Source organism: Steroidobacteraceae bacterium (assembly GCA_041395505.1).
GTDB lineage: Bacteria > Pseudomonadota > Gammaproteobacteria > Steroidobacterales > Steroidobacteraceae > JAWLAG01.
In genome coordinates this window covers 501,634-519,446 of sequence record JAWLAG010000002.1, presented here as the reverse complement: position 1 = coordinate 519,446, position 17,813 = coordinate 501,634, and the positions used below count along the sequence as shown (strand labels likewise).

The following is a 17,813-nucleotide window of genomic DNA, read 5'->3' as shown; positions in this document are numbered from 1 at the left end:
CGTAAGGAGCGCCGTGGCAATCAATGTGCTCGTGGTCAGCCTGTTGCGGCAATACGGCCCAACCGGCGTGCAGTCGCATATGCAGCAGGTGCGTACCTACTTGCGCGGGCAGGGCGTGCCATGCGAGATAGTGACGCCTTTCTCGGCACCCAAGCTGCTTTTCTACCCGTTCATGGTACTGCGGATACTACTGGCGCCGATCTCGCCAGCAGCGGCTGTTTGGTGGTACCGATTCTGGCATGGGCGCGCGCTGCGCTTTGCGATACGACGCAAGTTGCCCATTGGTGCCCCATTGATTATTTGCGCGCAATGCCCTGTCTCTGCCGAAATTGCGCGTCGCGCGCGACGATCATTGGAGCAAAAGATCGTGCTCACCGTCCATTTCAATATCTCCCAGGCAGATGAATGGCGGGACAAAGGCATGATACGCGATGGCGATTGGCTATATCGACGCATTCGGCTGTTCGAAGCACGCGTACTGCCGTCGGTTGATGCCATCGTATATGTGTCGAAATTCATGTACGAGACCATTCGGAGCACAATCCCGGCCGTACAGGCAGTACCCCATGCTCTGGTCCCGAACTTCGTCGCCTCTGGCATGGCGGGTCGAGCCCCGGTCAGCAAATTTGACCTCGTCTCAATCGGTACACTGGAGCCGCGCAAGAATCAGGCATATCTGATTGAAATTGTTGCACAGTTACGAAGAAACGGCCGCAACATTTCGCTGGCTATCATAGGCGACGGCCCGGAAATGGCGCGTTTGCAGCAGCTTGCTGTCTCACTGAATGTTTCCGATAGCGTGAGACTCCTCGGATTTAGGAAGGATGCTGTGCAGCACCTGCGTGTCAGTCGGGCCTATATTCACTCGGCAACGCTGGAAAATCTGCCACTGTCAATTATTGAGGCGATGGCGGTCGGACTGCCAATTTTTGCGCCGCAGGTAGGTGGAATTCCTGAGATGTTAAACGATGGTATTAATGGCCGTTTTATTCCGCTCGAAGATGCCAGCATGGCCGCCGATATTGTGCTCGGTACGTTGGACGATCCAGACCGCTACGCTCGCATGGCTGCAGCGTCACGACGGATTTACGCGGATCGGTATTCGGGCGATATTGTCGCCGCAAATCTGCATGCTTTCCTACATCGCATCGCACAGCCGGTCATCATGGCGCATCGAGGTGCGGCCGCCATAGGTAAAGCCAGTACGGGTTTTCGTTGACATTGCAATATGCATGTCAACTTGTCCCGGCATCCTAACCCGAACTTGGACGCGAATTGCGGCGCGATAATGGTTTTCCGAAGGGGTATCACGTGGCTCTTGAGTCAAATGCAAACCAGGGAACTCGGAGCGCGTTGCGCAATGACGATCACAGCCGACCAGCCAATGACGAGTCGAATTTCTGGAGCGTCCTTCTCGAGCTGGAACGTAGGCAGCGCGCGGCGCGCGTACGCCATGATGGTGCCCACCGTCGACTGGATGTCAATCGTGACGTCGCTCTGGATCAGCAGCGGCAACTCTGGCGGGATTACTGTGAAGCCGCAGCTGAGCTGGCGGAATCCACGATCCAGATCGAACTGCACCGAAGTTCGCGGGTACCTGATATCGGGTAACAGCAAGTCCGGAGGTTAGCCGTGGTCGTCGCAACTCGCAGAATTCCAGCCAGGTTACTTGACGAGATTGGAAGTCTAGTTGCGAACATGCGCAAATTGGCAGCTTCCCGCGACGCGTCGCTGGGACGCTTTCTGGTCAGCCGCCATTGCGCAGTACCGACCGCGCAATTCGAATACTGGTACGAATTTGTGATGCTGGATCAGGAATATTACGTTCTCGTTCTCCAGCTCGCCGACATTCTGCGCGAGCGAAATCCAGAATTCCCGCAGTTGCTACCTGCAGGCGAGGCGGTGCTCGGTCAATAGGTCCTGGTATATTCGAGTAAGGCTCCGGAGCGCGGCCGGTGGAGAGAAGCTGTCCTCGTAGGCCTTACGATTATTTTGCGCGATCGCCGACAGGTATTGCGATGTGCCGACCATACGCCGAACTGCATCCGCAAGGCTCTCCGGCGAGCCCGGTTCGAAAGTCTGGCCATTGGTTGGTTCCTTGACGATCGATGCCATCGCCCCATGGCGTGCAGCGATCACGGGCACGCCGCTGGCGTAGGCTTCGGGAATGACGAGAGGCAGTCCCTCGTAACATTCGGATGGGACAACCAATGCACGGGCTTGCCGCATTGCTTCGGTCACCCGATTGGGCGGCTGGGTTCCGCGAAACTGTACATGGGGCCCTAGTTGGGTTGCGAGCTCCTCGAGTTCTTGGCGCAAAGGACCATCCCCGATGATTACCAACTGCTGCCCCGGAAGCAGTCGCCATGCCGCCAATAGAGTGCGCAAGCCTTTTTCAGCTGACAATCGCCCGACGAAAAGGAAATGTTCCTGACTCGAAGTTTGAGGTCGTCCTGGATCGGGGACCCAATTTGGTCGCACGGCAAACTTCTCTGGCGGTAACCCAGCCGCCAGAAACCTGGTCAGCGCAAATTCAGTGAGCACGATAAATTTTTGAACCCGGTCCGAATGTAGCCCGAGCAAGCGGTGAGCTGATACTGACAGTGCAACCGCGGCGCTCGCGTAGCGCGAATGTCGGTAGCAAGCGTGGCGAATACCGCTGAGCATCGAGCGCCCGACGCAGGATTCACAAATGCGACCCGCCCTCAACAGCAACCCGTTCGCGCATAACAATCGGAAATTATGCAGTGTCTGAACAACCGGTATTGCTCGATCGCTACAAGCCGCGAGTATGCTGGGCGATAGCTGCGGAAACAGATTATGACAATGCATGACATCCGGACGAAAGCGATCTATCGCATCGCGCACTTCTTTGTAACTCTCGGTTGACCAGAATGCCGCTAGCGCCGCACCAAGTCGATCTCTAGCGCTGTCGGATATGGCATCGTTGCGCCTGACGACGCTGTGCACGACGTGACCCCCATCCTGCAGAAGCTGCCGCTCCTGTTCGAATACACGGTCCTCACCGCTGGGACTGCTGCTGCGGTAGTAATTATGAGCAACCAGAATTCGCATCGGCCGTGTGCCAATAGAAATGCTCAATGCTATCCGCGAGATATTTCAGGTGCGTTGCGATGCATTTCATTTGTCGTTCAATTGTCATACGACGTTCGTTCATGGAATAGCAAGACTGCCGTCACATTATTTGCCTAACTTTGGGTTCATGAGCACAGTGGTGCGAATAGACGCGCCGTTACCGGCGGCTTGCCCAGGAAGCGAGGTACTCGGCATTAGAATCAGCCGAGCGACGTCGAGGGACCTGGTGTCGGCAAGTCTGGAAGCGATTGCGGATAGGAAGCAATTCGTATTCGCTTGCGCAAATCCTCATTCGTTGGCGGCCGCGCGGCACGACTCGGGCTTTCTCGCGGCACTCAGAAGTGCCAATGCTGTTGTCGTGGACGGTGTTGGCTTGGCGATTATCGGTCGCCTACTCGGACGAAGCTTTGGTCCGCGGGTCACCGGTAGCGACTACTTCGAAGCCGTTATGGGCAGTCTTAATCGGTGCGGCGGTGGCACGGTATTTTTCTTCGGTTCAACAGACACGGTATTGGCACGCATTCGAAGTCGCGTGGCCCAGGACTATCCCTGCGTACAAATTGTCGGAACCTGTTCGCCGCCCTATGGCCGATGGTCTGACGATCTGGATCGGCACTTTGTCGAGCAAGTCCGTGCAGCCAGCCCGGACGTCCTGTGGGTGGGTATGACCGCACCCAAGCAGGAAAAATGGGTGGCGCGCAATGCGGCCAAATTGGGCGTGCCGGTGATCGCATCGATTGGCGCGGTGTTCGACTACTATGCGCAGACCATTGTCCGCGCACCTAAGTGGATTTGCGAAATGGGCTTCGAGTGGTTGTTCCGCCTAGTCAAGGAGCCACGGCGGCTTTGGCGGCGAAGCATCGTGTCCGGTCCACTTTTCCTCAGCATCATGGTCCGCGAAACTTTGCTCGGGTCATCTTCCGACACTGCGTCTGACACACAGTTGTAAGACAGACTGCGTAACTTTGGTCGAGTGAACACGACGACCAGCCGAATGGTGTCGATCGGTCGATCAGGCCAGACGCCGCTCACGCCCGTTTGGGCAACGATCATTGCACTAGCAGCTTGCGCCTGGTGGCAAAGATCCGCTTTGGCAGAGCTCGCCGCGACTTGGCTCAATCGACCCGAGTACAGCCACGGCATGTTGCTTCCGCTCTTGGCCGGCCTGTTGCTATTTCGTGAACGTCCGTTACTCGATTCGGTGCCGGTCGGTTCGTGGAGCGGTTTTGCCATTCTCGGACTCGGCGTCCTGTTGGGATTGCTGGGAAATTTTTCCACGCTTTTCAGTATCTCCCAGTATGGCGTTGCACTGATCGTGTGTGGTTTGTTGTTGATCTGGGTTGGTAATGCAGCGGCACGGCGTGTTTGGATCGCGTTCGCACTGTTGCTACTTGCCGTCCCATTGCCGAACTTCTTGCTGAATTCGCTCTCAGGCGGCATGCAGTTATGGTCATCCTCGCTTGGTGCGCAGCTTATGCGCTCAGTGGGTATGAGCGTGTACGTCGAGGGTAACGTCATCGATCTCGGCAGCCATAAGCTGCAGGTCGCTGAGGCATGCGACGGTCTTCGCTATGTGTTTCCGCTGCTGACGATCGGTTTCCTGATGGCCTATTTCTTTCATGCGAGCTTTTGGAAGCGAGCCACGGTATTTCTAGCGAGCGTTCCGCTTGCTATTGCTATGAACGGGCTGCGCGTCGCGACTATCGGTATGCTGGTCGAACGCTGGGGTCTCAAAATGGCGGAAGGTCTGTTCCACGAGGCGCAGGGCTGGGCAATGTTCATGCTCAGCGCAGCTTTGCTGTGGGGGCTCGTTGTCCTGTTGAGCGGGATAGGACCGGATCGAGCGCCCTGGCGCGAGATTTTCGGTTTGCATGTTCGCGGCCGTGTCACCGCGGAATCGAATGGCGCAACAAGTGAGCAGGCATCGAGGGTGTTGGTGGGCGGATTGCCTCTAGCACTTGGCACTGCCGCTGGACTGTTGGTGCTGGTCGCGGGAACGACGATCCTTCTACCGGAGCGCCGGGACGAGCTGCCGCAACGAGCCCATCTGTCGGAATGGCCACTAATTGCCGGACCGTGGAGCGGACAACGTGAGCCCATCGCGGAACAATATATGGAGGTCTTGCAGCTGGACGACTACGTAATGGCGAACTACACAGATGGCACGCAAGGTCCCATCAACTTCTATGTCGCCTATTACGACTCACAGCGTTCGGGCCATTCGGCACACTCACCGCGATCCTGTATTCCAGGTGGTGGCTGGCGCATTGTTTCCCTCGACGAGGTGAGCTTGACCGCCGGTAGCAGCAGTGCGTCGCGTAGAGTCAATCGCGTGGTGATCGAGCTGGGATTGCAACGACAAGTAGTTTACTACTGGTTCGAACAGCGCGGCAGGCACTTGACTAACGAATATCTCGTTAAGTGGTACATTTTCTGGGACGCGCTTACTCGCAAGAGAACCGATGGCGCTCTGGTACGTCTTACCGCGCCGGTTCGCGCTAATCAGTCAATCGCCGACGTCGACGCTCTGCTCGGAAGTTTCGCCGCGCGCGTAATACCTGAACTCTCGTCCTATATTCCGGGCTAACAATTGCAGATCGCGGCGGCTTTGATTCTTGCATTCGGGTTAACGCTTGCGAGCGTCCCGTTACTGACGCTGCTTGCATTGCGAGCAGGACTCGTCGATCTTCCCGGGCCGCGCAAGGCACATCATGTCCCTGTGCCACGAATAGGTGGCATCGCGATCGTATTCTCCGTCATCGTAACGACTCTGCTTTTGACGGAAGAAAGCCATTTTCTCCTCGCCTATTTGGCAGGTAGTTCGATCCTGTTGATTTTCGGACTTTGGGACGATCTGCGCGGGGCAAACTACCTGGTCAAACTGGTAGGGCAACTACTCGCGGCGACCGTCGTCATGACCGGTGGCGGCCTGTTGATTGGGTCGGTAACACATATTGAGCGAATGACGTTACCCGGATTGATCGCATACCCATTGACAATGATTTTCATCGTCGGCGCTACCAATGCCATGAACATGAGTGACGGTCTAGACGGGCTGGCCGGCGGCTTGGGCCTTGTGATCGTGTCTGCCATCGGCTTGCTGGGGTTTTTCGCCGATACGCCGTTTGTCGTATTGGCATCTTGCGCCCTGCTGGGTGCATTGGCTGGTTTCCTCCGATTCAATACTCATCCCGCAAAAATTTTCATGGGAGATTGTGGAAGCCAGTTTCTCGGCTTTTCCGTCGCGGTATTCTCCATTGTCGCCACGCAATCGCCATCACCATTTAGCGCGGCATTGCCGTTGCTGATTCTGGGTTGGCCAATAATCGACACGATCTGGGTCATCAGCCTGCGCCTGGCGCGCGGGCAATCACCATTTGCGGCAGATCGCGAGCATCTGCACCATCGCCTGATTCGCGCCGGACTTACGCAAACGCAGGCGGTCGCGGCGATCTATGCCTGCCAGGCAGCGATGTTCTTGTTGGTGTATCTATTGCGCTTCGAATCGGACCTGGCAATTGTGGGGACTTTCGCAATCCTTGCGATCGCTTGTACTGCCACCTTGGAGCAACGCCTGCGGGTGGCGAGACCGACGAGAGCCGCGAATCCATCCGAGCCCGGCCCACCCGGAAACGACGCAATTTATTCGGGAAAGAGATACCTGCTTCGTGGTGCGCTGATCGTGTTGGTCGCCGGGTACATTTTGACGACGACCACGGCACCACGCTCGCTCCCGACAGACTTCCGTGTGCTTGCACTGATTGTCCTAGTCTGCGCCCTACTTACGCCGGCCCTGTCGAAGTGGTCGCCTGTCTTGCCGTCGATGCGAATCTCGGCGTACCTGCTAACGGCACTCACAATCTACATTGACCAGCTCGGCTTCGGCCGATACTCGCCGACTTCGCCTCAAATGCTCATATGTTTTTCGTTAATGTCGATCGCAACCGTAACGGCGATTCGGTTGCATTTGTCGACAAGCTTCGAGCTCAATGCGCTGGACTTCCTTGTTATTTTCCTTGCGCTGGTTGTCCCAAGCCTGCCTGGATTTGTTGCCTTGCCAAACACAATAACGACCGGACTAGCGAAGGCAATCGTCTGCTTTTATGCAATCGAGCTGTTACGCCACCAAGTGCCGGTCGTTTTGTGGAGCAGCGGCATTGCAATTGCCGCGATTACGGTATTGGCGCGGGCGTTTTAGCCTGCGTTACATACAGCTGTCATACATTCGTAAAGTCACCTGCCTAGAGTCAGGATGACAAACAGATTTCGTCAGGAAGACTCAATGAACGCTTTATTCGCTATCCCGCACAACATGCGGTTTGCACTCCTGGTTGCTGTGCTGGTCGCTTCACTTACCGCGTGTGGCGGAGCAGACGCGCGCAAAGCGAGCCATTTCGCGCGCGGTCAGGAGTACTACCGGAGTCAGAATTACGACAAAGCGAACGTAGAATTTCGCAACGCACTGCAGATTGACCCAAACGATGCCGAAGCGCGATTTTGGGCGGGTCGTACCGCTGAGGCTCTCGGGAATCTACAGGATGCCGCAGGCATGTATCAGGCGGCGATCGATATCGATCCGAATCACACCGCGGCCATAGCGAATCTAGCACGCATGTTCGTATTCGCCGGAGCTCCGCAGCGCGCAATGGAGTACATCACACCAGCGATCGAGCGATTTACGAAAGACGCCGACTTGCTCACAGTACGAGGCGCCGCGCGACTACAAATGGGAAATACCGACGCTGCTCTCGACGATGCGCAATCGGCACTTGCGCAGGCACCGGACGACGAAAATGCTATAGCTCTACTTGCGTCGATATATCGCCAAAGCAACAAGCTTGATGAGGCCGTCAAACTGGTCTCGCGCGCAGTGGAGCGCAATCCGAAGACCATTGATTTGCGACAAATCCTCGCAAGCTTGTACTTTGACTCCGACAAAATCGACGAATCAAGTGAACAGGTCAGGCGGCTGATAGCATTGCAGCCGCGAGTTCTGCAGCATCGCTATCAACTAGCATTGCTAGAATCACACGCGAACCGCAAGGACGATGCTCAGAGAGTTCTCGAGGAGGCGGTTACGCAGTTCGCGGATTTACCCGATCCAAAAATCACTCTTATCAACTTCATCGCGGACAACTTTGGTCGGGACCGAGCACTTGAGCGTCTTGACCAATTTGTCGCCGCGGAACCAGGAAATTTCGAGCTGCGACTCGGGAAAGGGGCGTTCTTGCAACGTCTCGGGATGGCTGACGCCGCAGTTGAGGCCTATCGCGCGGTGGTTGCTGATGCAAGAACTGGCAAAGCAGCGAATGCCGCTCGCAATCGATTGGCAGCGCTCGAGATTCAACGCGATCACCTCACGGTCGCGAAAAAGCTGATCGCAGAGGTGCTTGAAGAGAACCCTCGCGATAATGACGCGCTCTTGATGCGCGGCAATCTCGCATTGGATGCAAACGACACAGCGACCGCCGTGGCGGACCTTCGAGCGGTATTGCGCGACCAACCCGGCGCAGTCGGCGTGTTGCGTTCGCTCGCTCGAGCGCACGTTCGAAGTGGTGAGATCAAATTGGCCGAAGACAATCTGCGTGCGGCGTTGGACGCTCAGCCCGACAACCCGGATGTTGCCATCGAACTTGCTCAATTGCTTGGTAGCACGGCACGTCTTCCGCAGGCGATAACGATCTTGGAGCGTGTCGGTGAACGGTTTCCGAACAATATTGCTGTCCAACATGCTTTGACGCTGGGGTATGTCAATAGCAAGAACTATGTTGCTGCGCGATCGTCGTCAGAGAAGCTCAAGACAATGGCCCCACAGGAGGCATCGGGATGGTATTTCGCCGGCTTGATTGCGCAAGCGCAGGGCCGTTACGACGAGAGCGTCGATGAATTCTCCGAGGCACTGGCACGCAACCCGCAGGCCGCGGATGCATTGGCGGCACTGGCTCGCAGCGAGATCGCGCTTGGAGAGACCAAGCGTGCCATTGAGCGGGTGCGTAAGATCGTCGACGCCACGCCGGGCGACGTTGTATCGCGCAACCTGCTAGGAGAATTGTTTCTGGCGGCGAAAGACCTGCCGCAAGCACGCACCGAAATCGAAAAAACGATTGCGACCAAATCGAACTGGTGGCTGCCGTATCGCAACCTGGCCTTGGTGGAACTGTCCGCTGGCCGATTGACTGATGCGGTGCGTGCGTATGAGGCTGGCCTCAAGGCCGTGCCGGACCAAGAAATGTTGCTTGGAGAGCTGTCGGCATTGCATGAGCGCTCCGGTCATGCAGACCTAGCGATCGGTCTGTACGAGGAAGCATTCAAGCGTAGGCCACAGTCGAATGTAATTGCCAATAACTTGGCCATGCTGCTTGTGAACTACCGAGGATCGAATCGCGACAGTCTGACACGAGCCAATGAAATCGCCGCGCGATTTGCGGATGCCAGTGAACCTCGGTACCTCGATACCTACGCTTGGATCTTGCTGAAAATGGGTGATGCCGTTGCCGCTCTGCCACTCCTGGAGCGCGCCGCAGAGAATGCACCCGATTCCTCAGTTGTGCGGTATCACCTAGCAGTTGCGCAGCTGCAGTCCGGGCAGGGAAATCATGCTCGCGAGAATCTGGAAAAGGTGCTCAAAGGTACGCCGCGTTTTGCGGGTGTCGCGGATGCACGTCGATTGCTAGACGAACTAAAGGGACGAGGAAGCTGACGTTTAAGTCGGCCAGATACGCGCCGATTCGCGCGTCAAGGATCTTGAAATGAATGGAATTTGTCGATTTCGCTACGCTTTACTGGCACTGGCGATTCTTGTTGTGGGTCTGAGCCCGCCGTCGTTCGCGCAATCAAGCTTGTTCGACGAAGTTCGAACGTTGGGCAATGCGGTCGAACCGGTGGAACAGCCGGTGACAATCGCAACGGCGGGCGCGTACAGGCTGACCGTCACCGATATTGGGCAGCCCGCGCCGCTGACCTCTTTGGCGGTTGCAGTCACACAGAACGAAAGTAAGCTGGCAACCCTCACAAGCGCAGGCAATACGACTTTTGACGCGGCTACTGCAGGCCAGTTTGTTGTGCGAGTGGTGGGTCAGCTGGCAGCGCAGATGGACAGCGGCAGCGTTGGCCTGTTGCTGGAACCGGTCGCTGGCGGCAACCCGGTGTTGCAGCAAGTCGTCGCGTTGCGCGCCAAGACTCCTGGAACTGTTTCCACGCGTAGTGTCATCGACGCCGCATTTGATATTGCGACAGCGGGCACGTTTGAGGTGACACTGGGTGACTTCGCGTTTCCTTCACCGCTTGCGTCCATGTCCTTGGCGATTACGCGTGAGGGAAGCTCCTCAATCGCCTTGCAAATGTCGGGCGCTGGCACGGCCAGCTTTGCCGCGCAATCCGGTCGCTACCGAATTTTTGTGATCGCGGACGCAGCCGCGGCTGTCGTAGCAGGTGCCTACTCGGTCCGTGTTCGCGATCCGTCGACCGACGCGGCGCTGTTCGCGAAGATCGAGCCGGTTGGTCTTGCCCGATACGTCGGCGAGATTGACCTGGCTGGTGGCACACATCGTGCAATCGCAACTGATTTCACTTTTCCGTCGCCACTTGCTGGGGTTGGGCTGTTGGTCGTTCGCGATGGCGTGGCAGTCGCGACCGCAACCAGCGCACAGCCGCAGACATTCCAGGCGACAGCCGGCGTGCATACACTGCTTGCCTACGCCGCGGCAGCCAACTCCCAGAGCGTCGGCGCCTATGGCCTGGCGCTCACTGACGGAGCGGGCTCAGAGGAGTTTTCGGTTGTAGACGTCGCACCAGCGGTATCCGCTGCGGACGCTCGCGCGTTTACATTTGCTGCCAGCGTTGCCAGTGCAGGCCGCTACGACTTGCAGATCGTTGATTTTGCCTTTCCGCAGTCGCTCAGTGCGATCAACTGGGCAGTCGCTCAGAATGGACAGGTGTTGGCAAGCGGCTCGAATGCAACCACCATCGCTGTCGATCTGGAGGCCGGGCCGGCCTTCATTTTGGTACTAGCGGACCGACCATCCGCTACAGCCTCAGGATTGTTCGGCGTTCAACTTACGCATTCATCGGGCGCGCCGGTCGTTTTCGAAAATACCAAGGCTGTCGGTGCGCTGTCGCAAACACGCGTACTTTCGATAGCCACTGCGGGCCGTTACGACGTGGCTGTCACTGACCTTGGCTTTCCCGTCGGATTTTCCGAGCTGGCTGCAGTCGTCACTCGCGGTTCCAACCGGGACGGCTCCATATTTGGCGGCGGTCAGTTCAGTTTCGATGCGACGCCAGGCAACTATTTGCTGACCTTTATTGCGAAGGTTGATCCCGCGGGCGGGTTTGGAAGCTACCGGCTGCATGTTCAAGCGGCGCCACCGCCGCCAACTATCAACCTGACAGCGAGTGCAGCGTCGGTCACCCGAGGCGGAACGGTAACGCTCAACTGGTCCGTTACGGACGCGGACAATTGTTCGGCAAGTGGCGGCTGGAGCGGATCACGACAGGCGACCGGCGGAAGCGAGATGAGTAGCCCGGTGAATGCCACAACGACATTTACGTTGTCCTGCCAAGGTCGCGGTGGTAGTGCGACCGCAAGCACTACGGTTAATCCGACCGATCCGCGCACGAGTAGTGGCGGTGGTGGCAGCATTAACCCGCAATTGCTCTGGTTGCTGGCCGGGCTGTTGGCAACCAAGCACATGGTCAATCCCAGACGACGTAGAATTCCTCGTAAATAGCGCTCCGCCAAAGTAGCCGGGCGACTGTTCGCTGAAAGGGTGACCAAACGAAAAGCCGCCGCAGCAGGACGTGGTCGGTGACGCAAATTGTTGCGACATTATGGCCCTTTGAGATTGCCTTCGGCCTGCTTGCACCATTAGCATGACGGCCGACTTTTTCCCAGCTGCATCGGGTTGTGTTCGGTCAGCGACTTGACTTTGGCCGGTACGGACTGAACACCGCCTTACCTTTGAATGGCGCCGGATCGACGCAACCGGCACAGTGGTTGCCGGGACGCGCTGCATTTTGTATGAATTCATTTAATGTCGGCGCGACGGAAGAATATCCAAAAGACTTACCTCACGGAATGGCGCCATGCGCGCAAGAAGGCGCTCAACAGCGCTGCATCGCGCTCGTCGGTCCACCAATTTCGAATAGCCACGCGTCGCTTGAGCGCTGCACTGATGTTTCTTCATGGCTTGTCTCCAAATGAGGCCCGTGCTCGCCTGGGGCGCAAAGTGCGGCGCGCTTTTCGCGCATCCGGCCAGCTACGTGATCTGCAGGTCTGTCTGCAGCTGGGCAGGTCATTTGCGAACGACGACGCGGCATCGCAGGAAATGCAGCGCTGGATGCGGCGCCGGCTTGTCGGGCATCGTGAAAGATTTCGCAAGCGTCTAGTACGAGCGAAACCAGGTCCACTTATACGCAGACTGAAGAGGCTAGGTGACGAAACAGCGGTCGTAGACATGGCATCCACTTGTGGGCGCATCGATGAACTCGAGGATAAGCTTCGGCGGCGGATCAAGGCGTTACCACCTGATCCTGACGTCGCACTTTTGCATCGCATACGAGTCGCATGCAAACCGCTGCGATACATGGCGGAAATCGCTGCGCACGAATCGACCAGTATGCAGATGAGGGTGCGATCGCGGCGAGCGCTGGAAAGACTCAAGAATGTGCAATCCTCGCTCGGTGATCTCGCGGATGCCAGGATGTGGCAAGAGATGATCGAGTGCTTCAAGCGTGACACAGGAACTCCTGCAAGGGCCCTTTCTAGCCTTCGCCGGGTCGCAGTTCGCTGGCAGCGCAAGCAAGTTCTGGCATTCGCGACCCTTGACGAACGACGTTGACGACAACGATGATTCACCAAGTTCGTCGCGCTCATACCTTGACGGTGTGCGGTGATCAAGCTCTTTGTTCTAAGACATGCGCGTGCCGTCAAGCGACGAACGGATCGCGATGATGCGGGCCGCGAGCTCACCGAAGGCGGCCGCCACCGCATGGTGCGCATTGCCAAGGCAATGAACGCAATGGGGCTCGAATTCGACGCGATATTTACAAGTCCGCTCACTCGCGCGTGTCAGACAGCGGAAAATTGCTGCGCGGATAATTGACAATGCACCGCGACCCATCATGCGATCGGAATTGGCTCCGGGCGGGCTGGTGGCGCAATTGTTGCGACATATTTCGCTTGATTTTGATCAATCCAGAGTCGCCGTGCTGATGGTCGGCCACGAGCCCGACCTTGGTATGCTCGCGTCACGGTTGCTGTACGGACGATCGGGTGTCGCGATCAGCTTGCGCAAAGGTGGGTTTTGTCGGCTCGACGTGGCGCCGGGTTGTCTGCGCAATGGCGCGTGTGCCGTGCTCAGGTGGCTGGTTACACCACGAATTCTTCTGCGGGGCCGAATCTGAAATGGAATCCAGGGTCGGCCTTGGATAAGATCGAATGATCTATCCTAGTCGGGGCGGAACATGAAAAAGAAACCGGATATCGCTGCGCTCGCAAAGGCGGTCGCGGTTGCCAGGCGCCGCAACAGCAGCGCAAAAAAGGTGGCGAAGGAAGCGAAAGCTGCCTTGAAGGCAGCCAAGAAGGCACTTAGGAAAGCCAAGCGAGGGGCAAAGGTCGGGAAACCAGCCGCCAAGCGCGCCAAACCTGATGCCAAGAACCCGCGCAAGCCACCGACCGCAAGGTCGGGCAAGCCCAAGATCAGGAAGCCTGCGATTAGGGCGAATCCCACCGGCCGCAAGGCGGTCACAAAGCACAAGGCGCATCGCCGCAAGACCGCGGCTCGTGTCGGCGCCGCGAAACAGCGCGGGCGGCGCCGTGCCGTCGTGGCGCAACCCAAAACGGGGATGCCCACTGTGGTCCAAACGCAACTAGCGGCAGCTGACCCAGTTGCGAGCGAAGTTGAGCGCGACGTCTGGGAAGCGCCGTTCGATGATTTGCCGGAAGATAGCGACGACGCCGATGTTTCAAACTAAACAGGGCGACTCTTAGCGTCAGAGACGGATAATCCTCGCATTCCGTATGTTTGATCTTTATGCCACGGTGGTTAATAATTCGATAATTGACGAAATATCGTACTAAAATGAATTCGGGCATTGCTGTGGTCGCACTCGGCGCGTTGGCACATGAAAGCCGTCTGGCCGTGTTTCGTCTGCTTGTCGAAGCAGGTCCCGAGGGCATGACGGCGGGGGACATAGCGCACGCGCTCGCAATTGTGCCGTCATCGCTTACTTTCCATACCAAGGCGCTGCAACAGGCTGGCCTCGCAAATCGGCGAAGAGTCAGCCGCCAGATTTTCTACGCTGCGGACTTTTCCGCGATGAAAGAATTGATCGAGTATCTGACGAGAAATTGCTGCGGCGGTGCGTTCGACTGCGAACCTGCGACGGCGCGGTTGCGCGCTTAGCCGTCATGGTGGACTCCGGCATGAACGTATTGTTCCTGTGCACTGGCAACTCCGCACGCAGTATCCTGGCGGAAGCGATTCTCAATCAGAAGGCGCCGAGGCGATTTCGCGCATACAGCGCCGGCAGTCACCCCGCCGGTAGTGTCAGTGCTGGCGCGCTCAAATTGCTTGGCGAACGCGGCATACCAACTACAGGTCTGCGGAGCAAGTCCTGGGATGAATTTGCTCGGCCCGATGCCCCGCGGTTCGACTTCGTGATTACCGTTTGCGATAACGCGGCGGGCGAGCTGTGTCCAATTTGGCCAGGCAGGCCCGTGACCGCTCATTGGGGTGTCCCAGATCCCGCGGCGATTTCCGACCCGATTGCACGGTCGCGTGCTTTTGACGAAGCATTTCAGCTCCTGAGCAAACGTATCGATTTGTTGATCTCTCTGCCAATGACCACGCGTGACAACAGCACAATGGCAAAAGCGCTGCGCGAAATCGGTATGGCGGGACCGTGATATCGATGTCACGTCGCCTTGCTGCGGAGTGCCTGGGCGCCTTACTGCTTGCCGCAACTGTTGTAGGTTCTGGCATCATGGCCGAGCGCCTCGCGCAGGGCAATGCCGCAATGGCTTTGATGGCGAACACTGGCGCTACCGTAGCGGTACTGGCAACACTGATTGCCCTGTTGGGCCCTGTCAGCGGCGCGCACTTCAATCCGGCCGTGTCACTCATCGAGGCTGTTCGGGGTCAACTCACAGTCCCCGCGGCGCTCGCCTATGGAGCTGTTCAGTTGGCGGGTTGTTGCTCCGGAACTGTTCTGGCACACGCGATGTTCGAAATGCCTCTCGTGCAGTCTTCAATGCATGTTCGTTCAGGGTCTGGGGTGTGGTTGTCGGAAGTGGTGGCGACATGCGGGCTAGTCCTTGTCGTCCTTGGTCACCGCCGCAGCGAAGACACACCTTGGATCGTCGCGTCGTGGATCGGCGCGGCCTACTGGTTTACGGCATCGACATCGTTTGCGAACCCAGCCATCTCGGTTGCGCGGACGTTGACCGATACCTTTGCCGGCATACGGCCGGCCGATGCGCCAGGTTTTGTCGTCGCCGAACTTGTTGGAGCAGTCGCGGCATTCCTGTTGTGGCGTTACCTCTGGCCAGCGACGCGCGACGACGCGGGCACCAGCATGTAACGCAATCGGCGCCGCATTCATCGTCACGTGGCAATCCAATGACAAACTTGTGACGATTTCATTAAATAGCGGCTCGGTTCGTAGCTGCACCATGACGTTATCTGCGAGTTCCATCGAACTTTAGATTGTAAGTGCCTCAGTCATAAAGGCGAAATCTGCTTTTGACATCCTCTGTGTCGGACATGCAAATCAAGAACAGGTATGTGCAGAGGTCTCGACGGTGCAAAAGGGACAACGCTGGCCCCTGAAATTTCGGGCTGTATTCATTTCCGACGTCCACTTAGGGTCGCGGGCATGCCGCGCCGATCTTTTGTTGGAATTCCTCTACAGTGTTGACGCTGAGACTGTGTACTTGGTCGGTGACATTGTCGACTTCTGGGCCATGCGAACTGGTGCGTATTGGCCGCAGGAGCACAACAATGTCCTGCGACGTATCCTGGGCATCGCAAAGAGGGGTACCCGCGTAGTGTATATCCCCGGCAATCATGATGAGGTCGCGCGCGAGCATGTGGGTAGCTGGTTCGGCAACATTCTGGTCGAGCGCGAAACAATCCATGTAACCGCCCGCGGGGAACGGCTACTCGTTGTTCATGGAGATGAATTCGACGCCGCGGTTCGTTGTAGCCCAATGCTCGAATGGATTGGCAACCTCATGTACACGGCGACCATAGGGCTCAATTGTGTCTTCAATGGTCTGCGCCGTCTGCTTGGCTTCCCGTATTGGTCGCTCGCCGGTTATCTCAAACATCGTGTCGCAAATGCCATGCAGCATATTGAGCGGTTCGAGCATGCGGCCGCGCACGCGGCCCGGCGCCGCAGCCTTGATGGAATTGTCTGCGGCCATATTCATCGCGCGGAAATGCGCAATATCGACGGCATTCGTTACTGCAACGACGGCGACTGGGTGGAAACATGCAGCGCGCTTGTCGAAGACGGCAATGGTCGGCTATCGGTTCTGCATTGGCCGCAACTGCGCGATGATCTACGAATACAAGATATAGCGGTCGAGCGAGCCGCATGAGAATCCTGATCGTTACCGACGCCTGGCATCCGCAGACCAACGGCGTTGTGACGACATTGACTGCAACGGCCACGATACTGAGAGCAGAAGGGCATGATGTTGAAGTATTGGGGACCGAAGGTTTCAGAACCTTTGGCTGTCCGAGTTATCCAGAGATCCGACTTGCGGTTATGCCGGATAAGGAAGTTCGCCGCCGCCTTGCGCATTTTCGCCCTGAGGCAGTTCACATAGCGACGGAGGGACCGCTTGGTCTGTGCGCACGCGCATGGTGCCTGGAGAACAATTTTCCGTTCACGACGTCATACCACACGCAATATCCCGAATACGTGAGCCGCAGGTATCCGATTCCACTGTCTGTGGGCTACGCCTATATGCGATGGTTTCACCGTCCTGCCGAGCGCACTTTGGTCGCGACAAATACAGTTCGGCAACAACTGCAGGATCGCGGTCTGCGCAACCTTCGCTTGTGGACTCGCGGCGTCGATACTGATCGATTTCAACCATGTCCGACGCGACCGCCAATGGGCAAATCGCCAGTGCTCCTCTATGCCGGCCGTGTGGCCGTCGAGAAGAACCTGGAAGCGTTCCTTGAAGCGTCGGTCGAGGGAACCAAGATGATCGTAGGCGACGGACCCGCTCTTTCGGACCTGAGGCGGCGTTATTCGAATGCTATCTTTACCGGTTACAAGTTCGGTGACGAACTGGTCAAACGAATGGCGGCCGCCGATGTATTTGTGTTTCCAAGTCGAACCGATACCTTTGGTCTAGTTATGCTCGAAGCGATGGCATGCGGAGTGCCGGTTGCGGCCTATCCCGGCGGCGCGCCCGAGGACGTTGTAGCGCACCGTTACAGTGGTGTTCTGGACGAGAACCTCGAAACCGCAATTCGTGGCGCGCTAAAAATTGATCGCGAACATTGCCGAAAGCATGCGCTGCAGTTCAGTTGGATGCGGGCGGCAAAACAATTTCTGGCGGCACTCGCCCCGAAACGCGCGTCGGCCGCTGTTGCACTCACGCGGTGTCTCACGCTCGACTCCGCTTCGCAGGGATGACACGGAACCGCTAGCTTTTAGCAAATGTAAACAGTGGCTGACCGACGCGAATGCACTCACCG

General features: G+C 57.3%; 16 protein-coding genes. 13 read left to right on the top strand and 3 right to left on the bottom strand.

Going from position 1 to position 17,813, the window contains the following annotated elements; all coding sequences use genetic code 11:
* Positions 1–13 precede the first annotated feature (13 nt).
* On the top strand, positions 14–1,219 hold the full coding sequence (locus R3E77_15070; protein MEZ5500733.1) for a glycosyltransferase family 4 protein: 1,206 nt from the start codon (positions 14–16) through the stop codon (positions 1,217–1,219).
* 104 nt (positions 1,220–1,323) lie between these two features.
* On the opposite strand, the gene R3E77_15065 is transcribed toward R3E77_15070, so the two are convergent.
* Positions 1,324–1,581, bottom strand: coding sequence for a hypothetical protein (locus R3E77_15065; protein MEZ5500732.1), 258 nt, complete (start codon positions 1,579–1,581; stop codon positions 1,324–1,326).
* 51 nt (positions 1,582–1,632) lie between these two features.
* On the opposite strand from R3E77_15065, the gene R3E77_15060 reads away from it, so the two are divergent.
* Positions 1,633–1,917: a hypothetical protein gene (locus R3E77_15060; protein MEZ5500731.1), complete on the top strand. Its 285-nt coding sequence runs from the start codon at positions 1,633–1,635 to the stop codon at positions 1,915–1,917.
* Here the strand turns inward: R3E77_15060 and R3E77_15055 are convergent.
* Positions 1,885–3,075: a glycosyltransferase gene (locus tag R3E77_15055; GenBank protein MEZ5500730.1), complete on the bottom strand. Its 1,191-nt coding sequence runs from the start codon at positions 3,073–3,075 to the stop codon at positions 1,885–1,887. The genes R3E77_15060 and R3E77_15055 overlap by 33 nt on opposite strands.
* Positions 3,076–3,094: 19 nt before the next feature.
* On the opposite strand from R3E77_15055, the gene R3E77_15050 reads away from it, so the two are divergent.
* The 9 genes from R3E77_15050 to R3E77_15010 all read left to right on the top strand — a co-directional run bounded on the left by R3E77_15050 (position 3,095) and on the right by R3E77_15010 (position 15,004).
* Positions 3,095–4,045 (top strand): WecB/TagA/CpsF family glycosyltransferase, encoded by a 951-nt coding sequence (locus R3E77_15050; protein ID MEZ5500729.1) that lies wholly within the window; start codon positions 3,095–3,097, stop codon positions 4,043–4,045.
* A gap of 24 nt (positions 4,046–4,069) precedes the next feature.
* Positions 4,070–5,683 carry a VPLPA-CTERM-specific exosortase XrtD gene (gene xrtD / locus R3E77_15045; GenBank protein ID MEZ5500728.1) on the top strand — a complete coding sequence of 538 codons (1,614 nt, stop codon included), beginning with the start codon at positions 4,070–4,072 and terminating at the stop codon, positions 5,681–5,683.
* Positions 5,684–5,686: 3 nt separating this feature from the next.
* Complete coding sequence (locus R3E77_15040; protein MEZ5500727.1) at positions 5,687–7,294, top strand: MraY family glycosyltransferase; 1,608 nt, start codon at positions 5,687–5,689, stop codon at positions 7,292–7,294.
* 54 nt (positions 7,295–7,348) lie between these two features.
* Positions 7,349–9,796 (top strand): tetratricopeptide repeat protein, encoded by a 2,448-nt coding sequence (locus tag R3E77_15035; GenBank protein MEZ5500726.1) that lies wholly within the window; start codon positions 7,349–7,351, stop codon positions 9,794–9,796.
* A gap of 49 nt (positions 9,797–9,845) precedes the next feature.
* Positions 9,846–11,825: a hypothetical protein gene (locus R3E77_15030; GenBank protein MEZ5500725.1), complete on the top strand. Its 1,980-nt coding sequence runs from the start codon at positions 9,846–9,848 to the stop codon at positions 11,823–11,825.
* A 1,393-nt stretch (positions 11,826–13,218) separates the two neighbouring features.
* Positions 13,219–13,500, top strand: coding sequence for a hypothetical protein (locus tag R3E77_15025; GenBank protein ID MEZ5500724.1), 282 nt, complete (start codon positions 13,219–13,221; stop codon positions 13,498–13,500).
* 60 nt (positions 13,501–13,560) lie between these two features.
* Entirely contained in the window at positions 13,561–14,070 is a 510-nt protein-coding gene (locus R3E77_15020) for a hypothetical protein (GenBank protein MEZ5500723.1), read from the top strand.
* 107 nt (positions 14,071–14,177) lie between these two features.
* Complete coding sequence (locus tag R3E77_15015) at positions 14,178–14,501, top strand: helix-turn-helix domain-containing protein (protein ID MEZ5500722.1); 324 nt, start codon at positions 14,178–14,180, stop codon at positions 14,499–14,501.
* A 5-nt stretch (positions 14,502–14,506) separates the two neighbouring features.
* The gene (locus tag R3E77_15010; GenBank protein ID MEZ5500721.1) at positions 14,507–15,004 is read left to right on the top strand and encodes an arsenate reductase ArsC; all 498 of its coding nucleotides are present in this window, start codon (positions 14,507–14,509) and stop codon (positions 15,002–15,004) included.
* A gap of 401 nt (positions 15,005–15,405) precedes the next feature.
* Here R3E77_15010 and R3E77_15005 read toward each other — a convergent pair whose 3' ends face one another.
* Positions 15,406–15,792, bottom strand: a complete 387-nt coding sequence (locus tag R3E77_15005; protein MEZ5500720.1) for a hypothetical protein — start codon at positions 15,790–15,792, stop codon at positions 15,406–15,408.
* Positions 15,793–15,898: 106 nt separating this feature from the next.
* Here R3E77_15005 and R3E77_15000 point away from each other — a divergent pair, with 106 nt between their 5' ends.
* Both R3E77_15000 and R3E77_14995 read left to right on the top strand, forming a co-directional pair.
* Positions 15,899–16,699 carry a UDP-2,3-diacylglucosamine diphosphatase gene (locus R3E77_15000; protein ID MEZ5500719.1) on the top strand — a complete coding sequence of 267 codons (801 nt, stop codon included), beginning with the start codon at positions 15,899–15,901 and terminating at the stop codon, positions 16,697–16,699.
* Positions 16,696–17,751 carry a glycosyltransferase family 1 protein gene (locus tag R3E77_14995; GenBank protein ID MEZ5500718.1) on the top strand — a complete coding sequence of 352 codons (1,056 nt, stop codon included), beginning with the start codon at positions 16,696–16,698 and terminating at the stop codon, positions 17,749–17,751. The genes R3E77_15000 and R3E77_14995 overlap by 4 nt, the downstream gene beginning before the upstream one ends.
* The last annotated feature ends 62 nt before the right edge of the window (positions 17,752–17,813 follow it).

What these genes read in the sequence shown, in the direction of transcription:
- R3E77_15010 (MEZ5500721.1), top strand. Translation starts at nt 14,507, where the DNA reads ATGGTGGACTCCGGCATGAACGTATTGTTCCTGTGCACTGGCAACTCC.
- R3E77_15005 (MEZ5500720.1), bottom strand. Translation starts at nt 15,792, where the DNA reads ATGGAACTCGCAGATAACGTCATGGTGCAGCTACGAACCGAGCCGCTA.
- R3E77_15050 (MEZ5500729.1), top strand. Translation starts at nt 3,095, where the DNA reads ATGCTCAATGCTATCCGCGAGATATTTCAGGTGCGTTGCGATGCATTT.
- R3E77_15025 (MEZ5500724.1), top strand. Translation starts at nt 13,219, where the DNA reads ATGCGATCGGAATTGGCTCCGGGCGGGCTGGTGGCGCAATTGTTGCGA.
- R3E77_15035 (MEZ5500726.1), top strand. Translation starts at nt 7,349, where the DNA reads ATGACAAACAGATTTCGTCAGGAAGACTCAATGAACGCTTTATTCGCT.
- R3E77_14995 (MEZ5500718.1), top strand. Translation starts at nt 16,696, where the DNA reads ATGAGAATCCTGATCGTTACCGACGCCTGGCATCCGCAGACCAACGGC.
- R3E77_15020 (MEZ5500723.1), top strand. Translation starts at nt 13,561, where the DNA reads ATGAAAAAGAAACCGGATATCGCTGCGCTCGCAAAGGCGGTCGCGGTT.
- R3E77_15030 (MEZ5500725.1), top strand. Translation starts at nt 9,846, where the DNA reads ATGAATGGAATTTGTCGATTTCGCTACGCTTTACTGGCACTGGCGATT.
- R3E77_15055 (MEZ5500730.1), bottom strand. Translation starts at nt 3,075, where the DNA reads ATGCGAATTCTGGTTGCTCATAATTACTACCGCAGCAGCAGTCCCAGC.
- R3E77_15015 (MEZ5500722.1), top strand. Translation starts at nt 14,178, where the DNA reads ATGAATTCGGGCATTGCTGTGGTCGCACTCGGCGCGTTGGCACATGAA.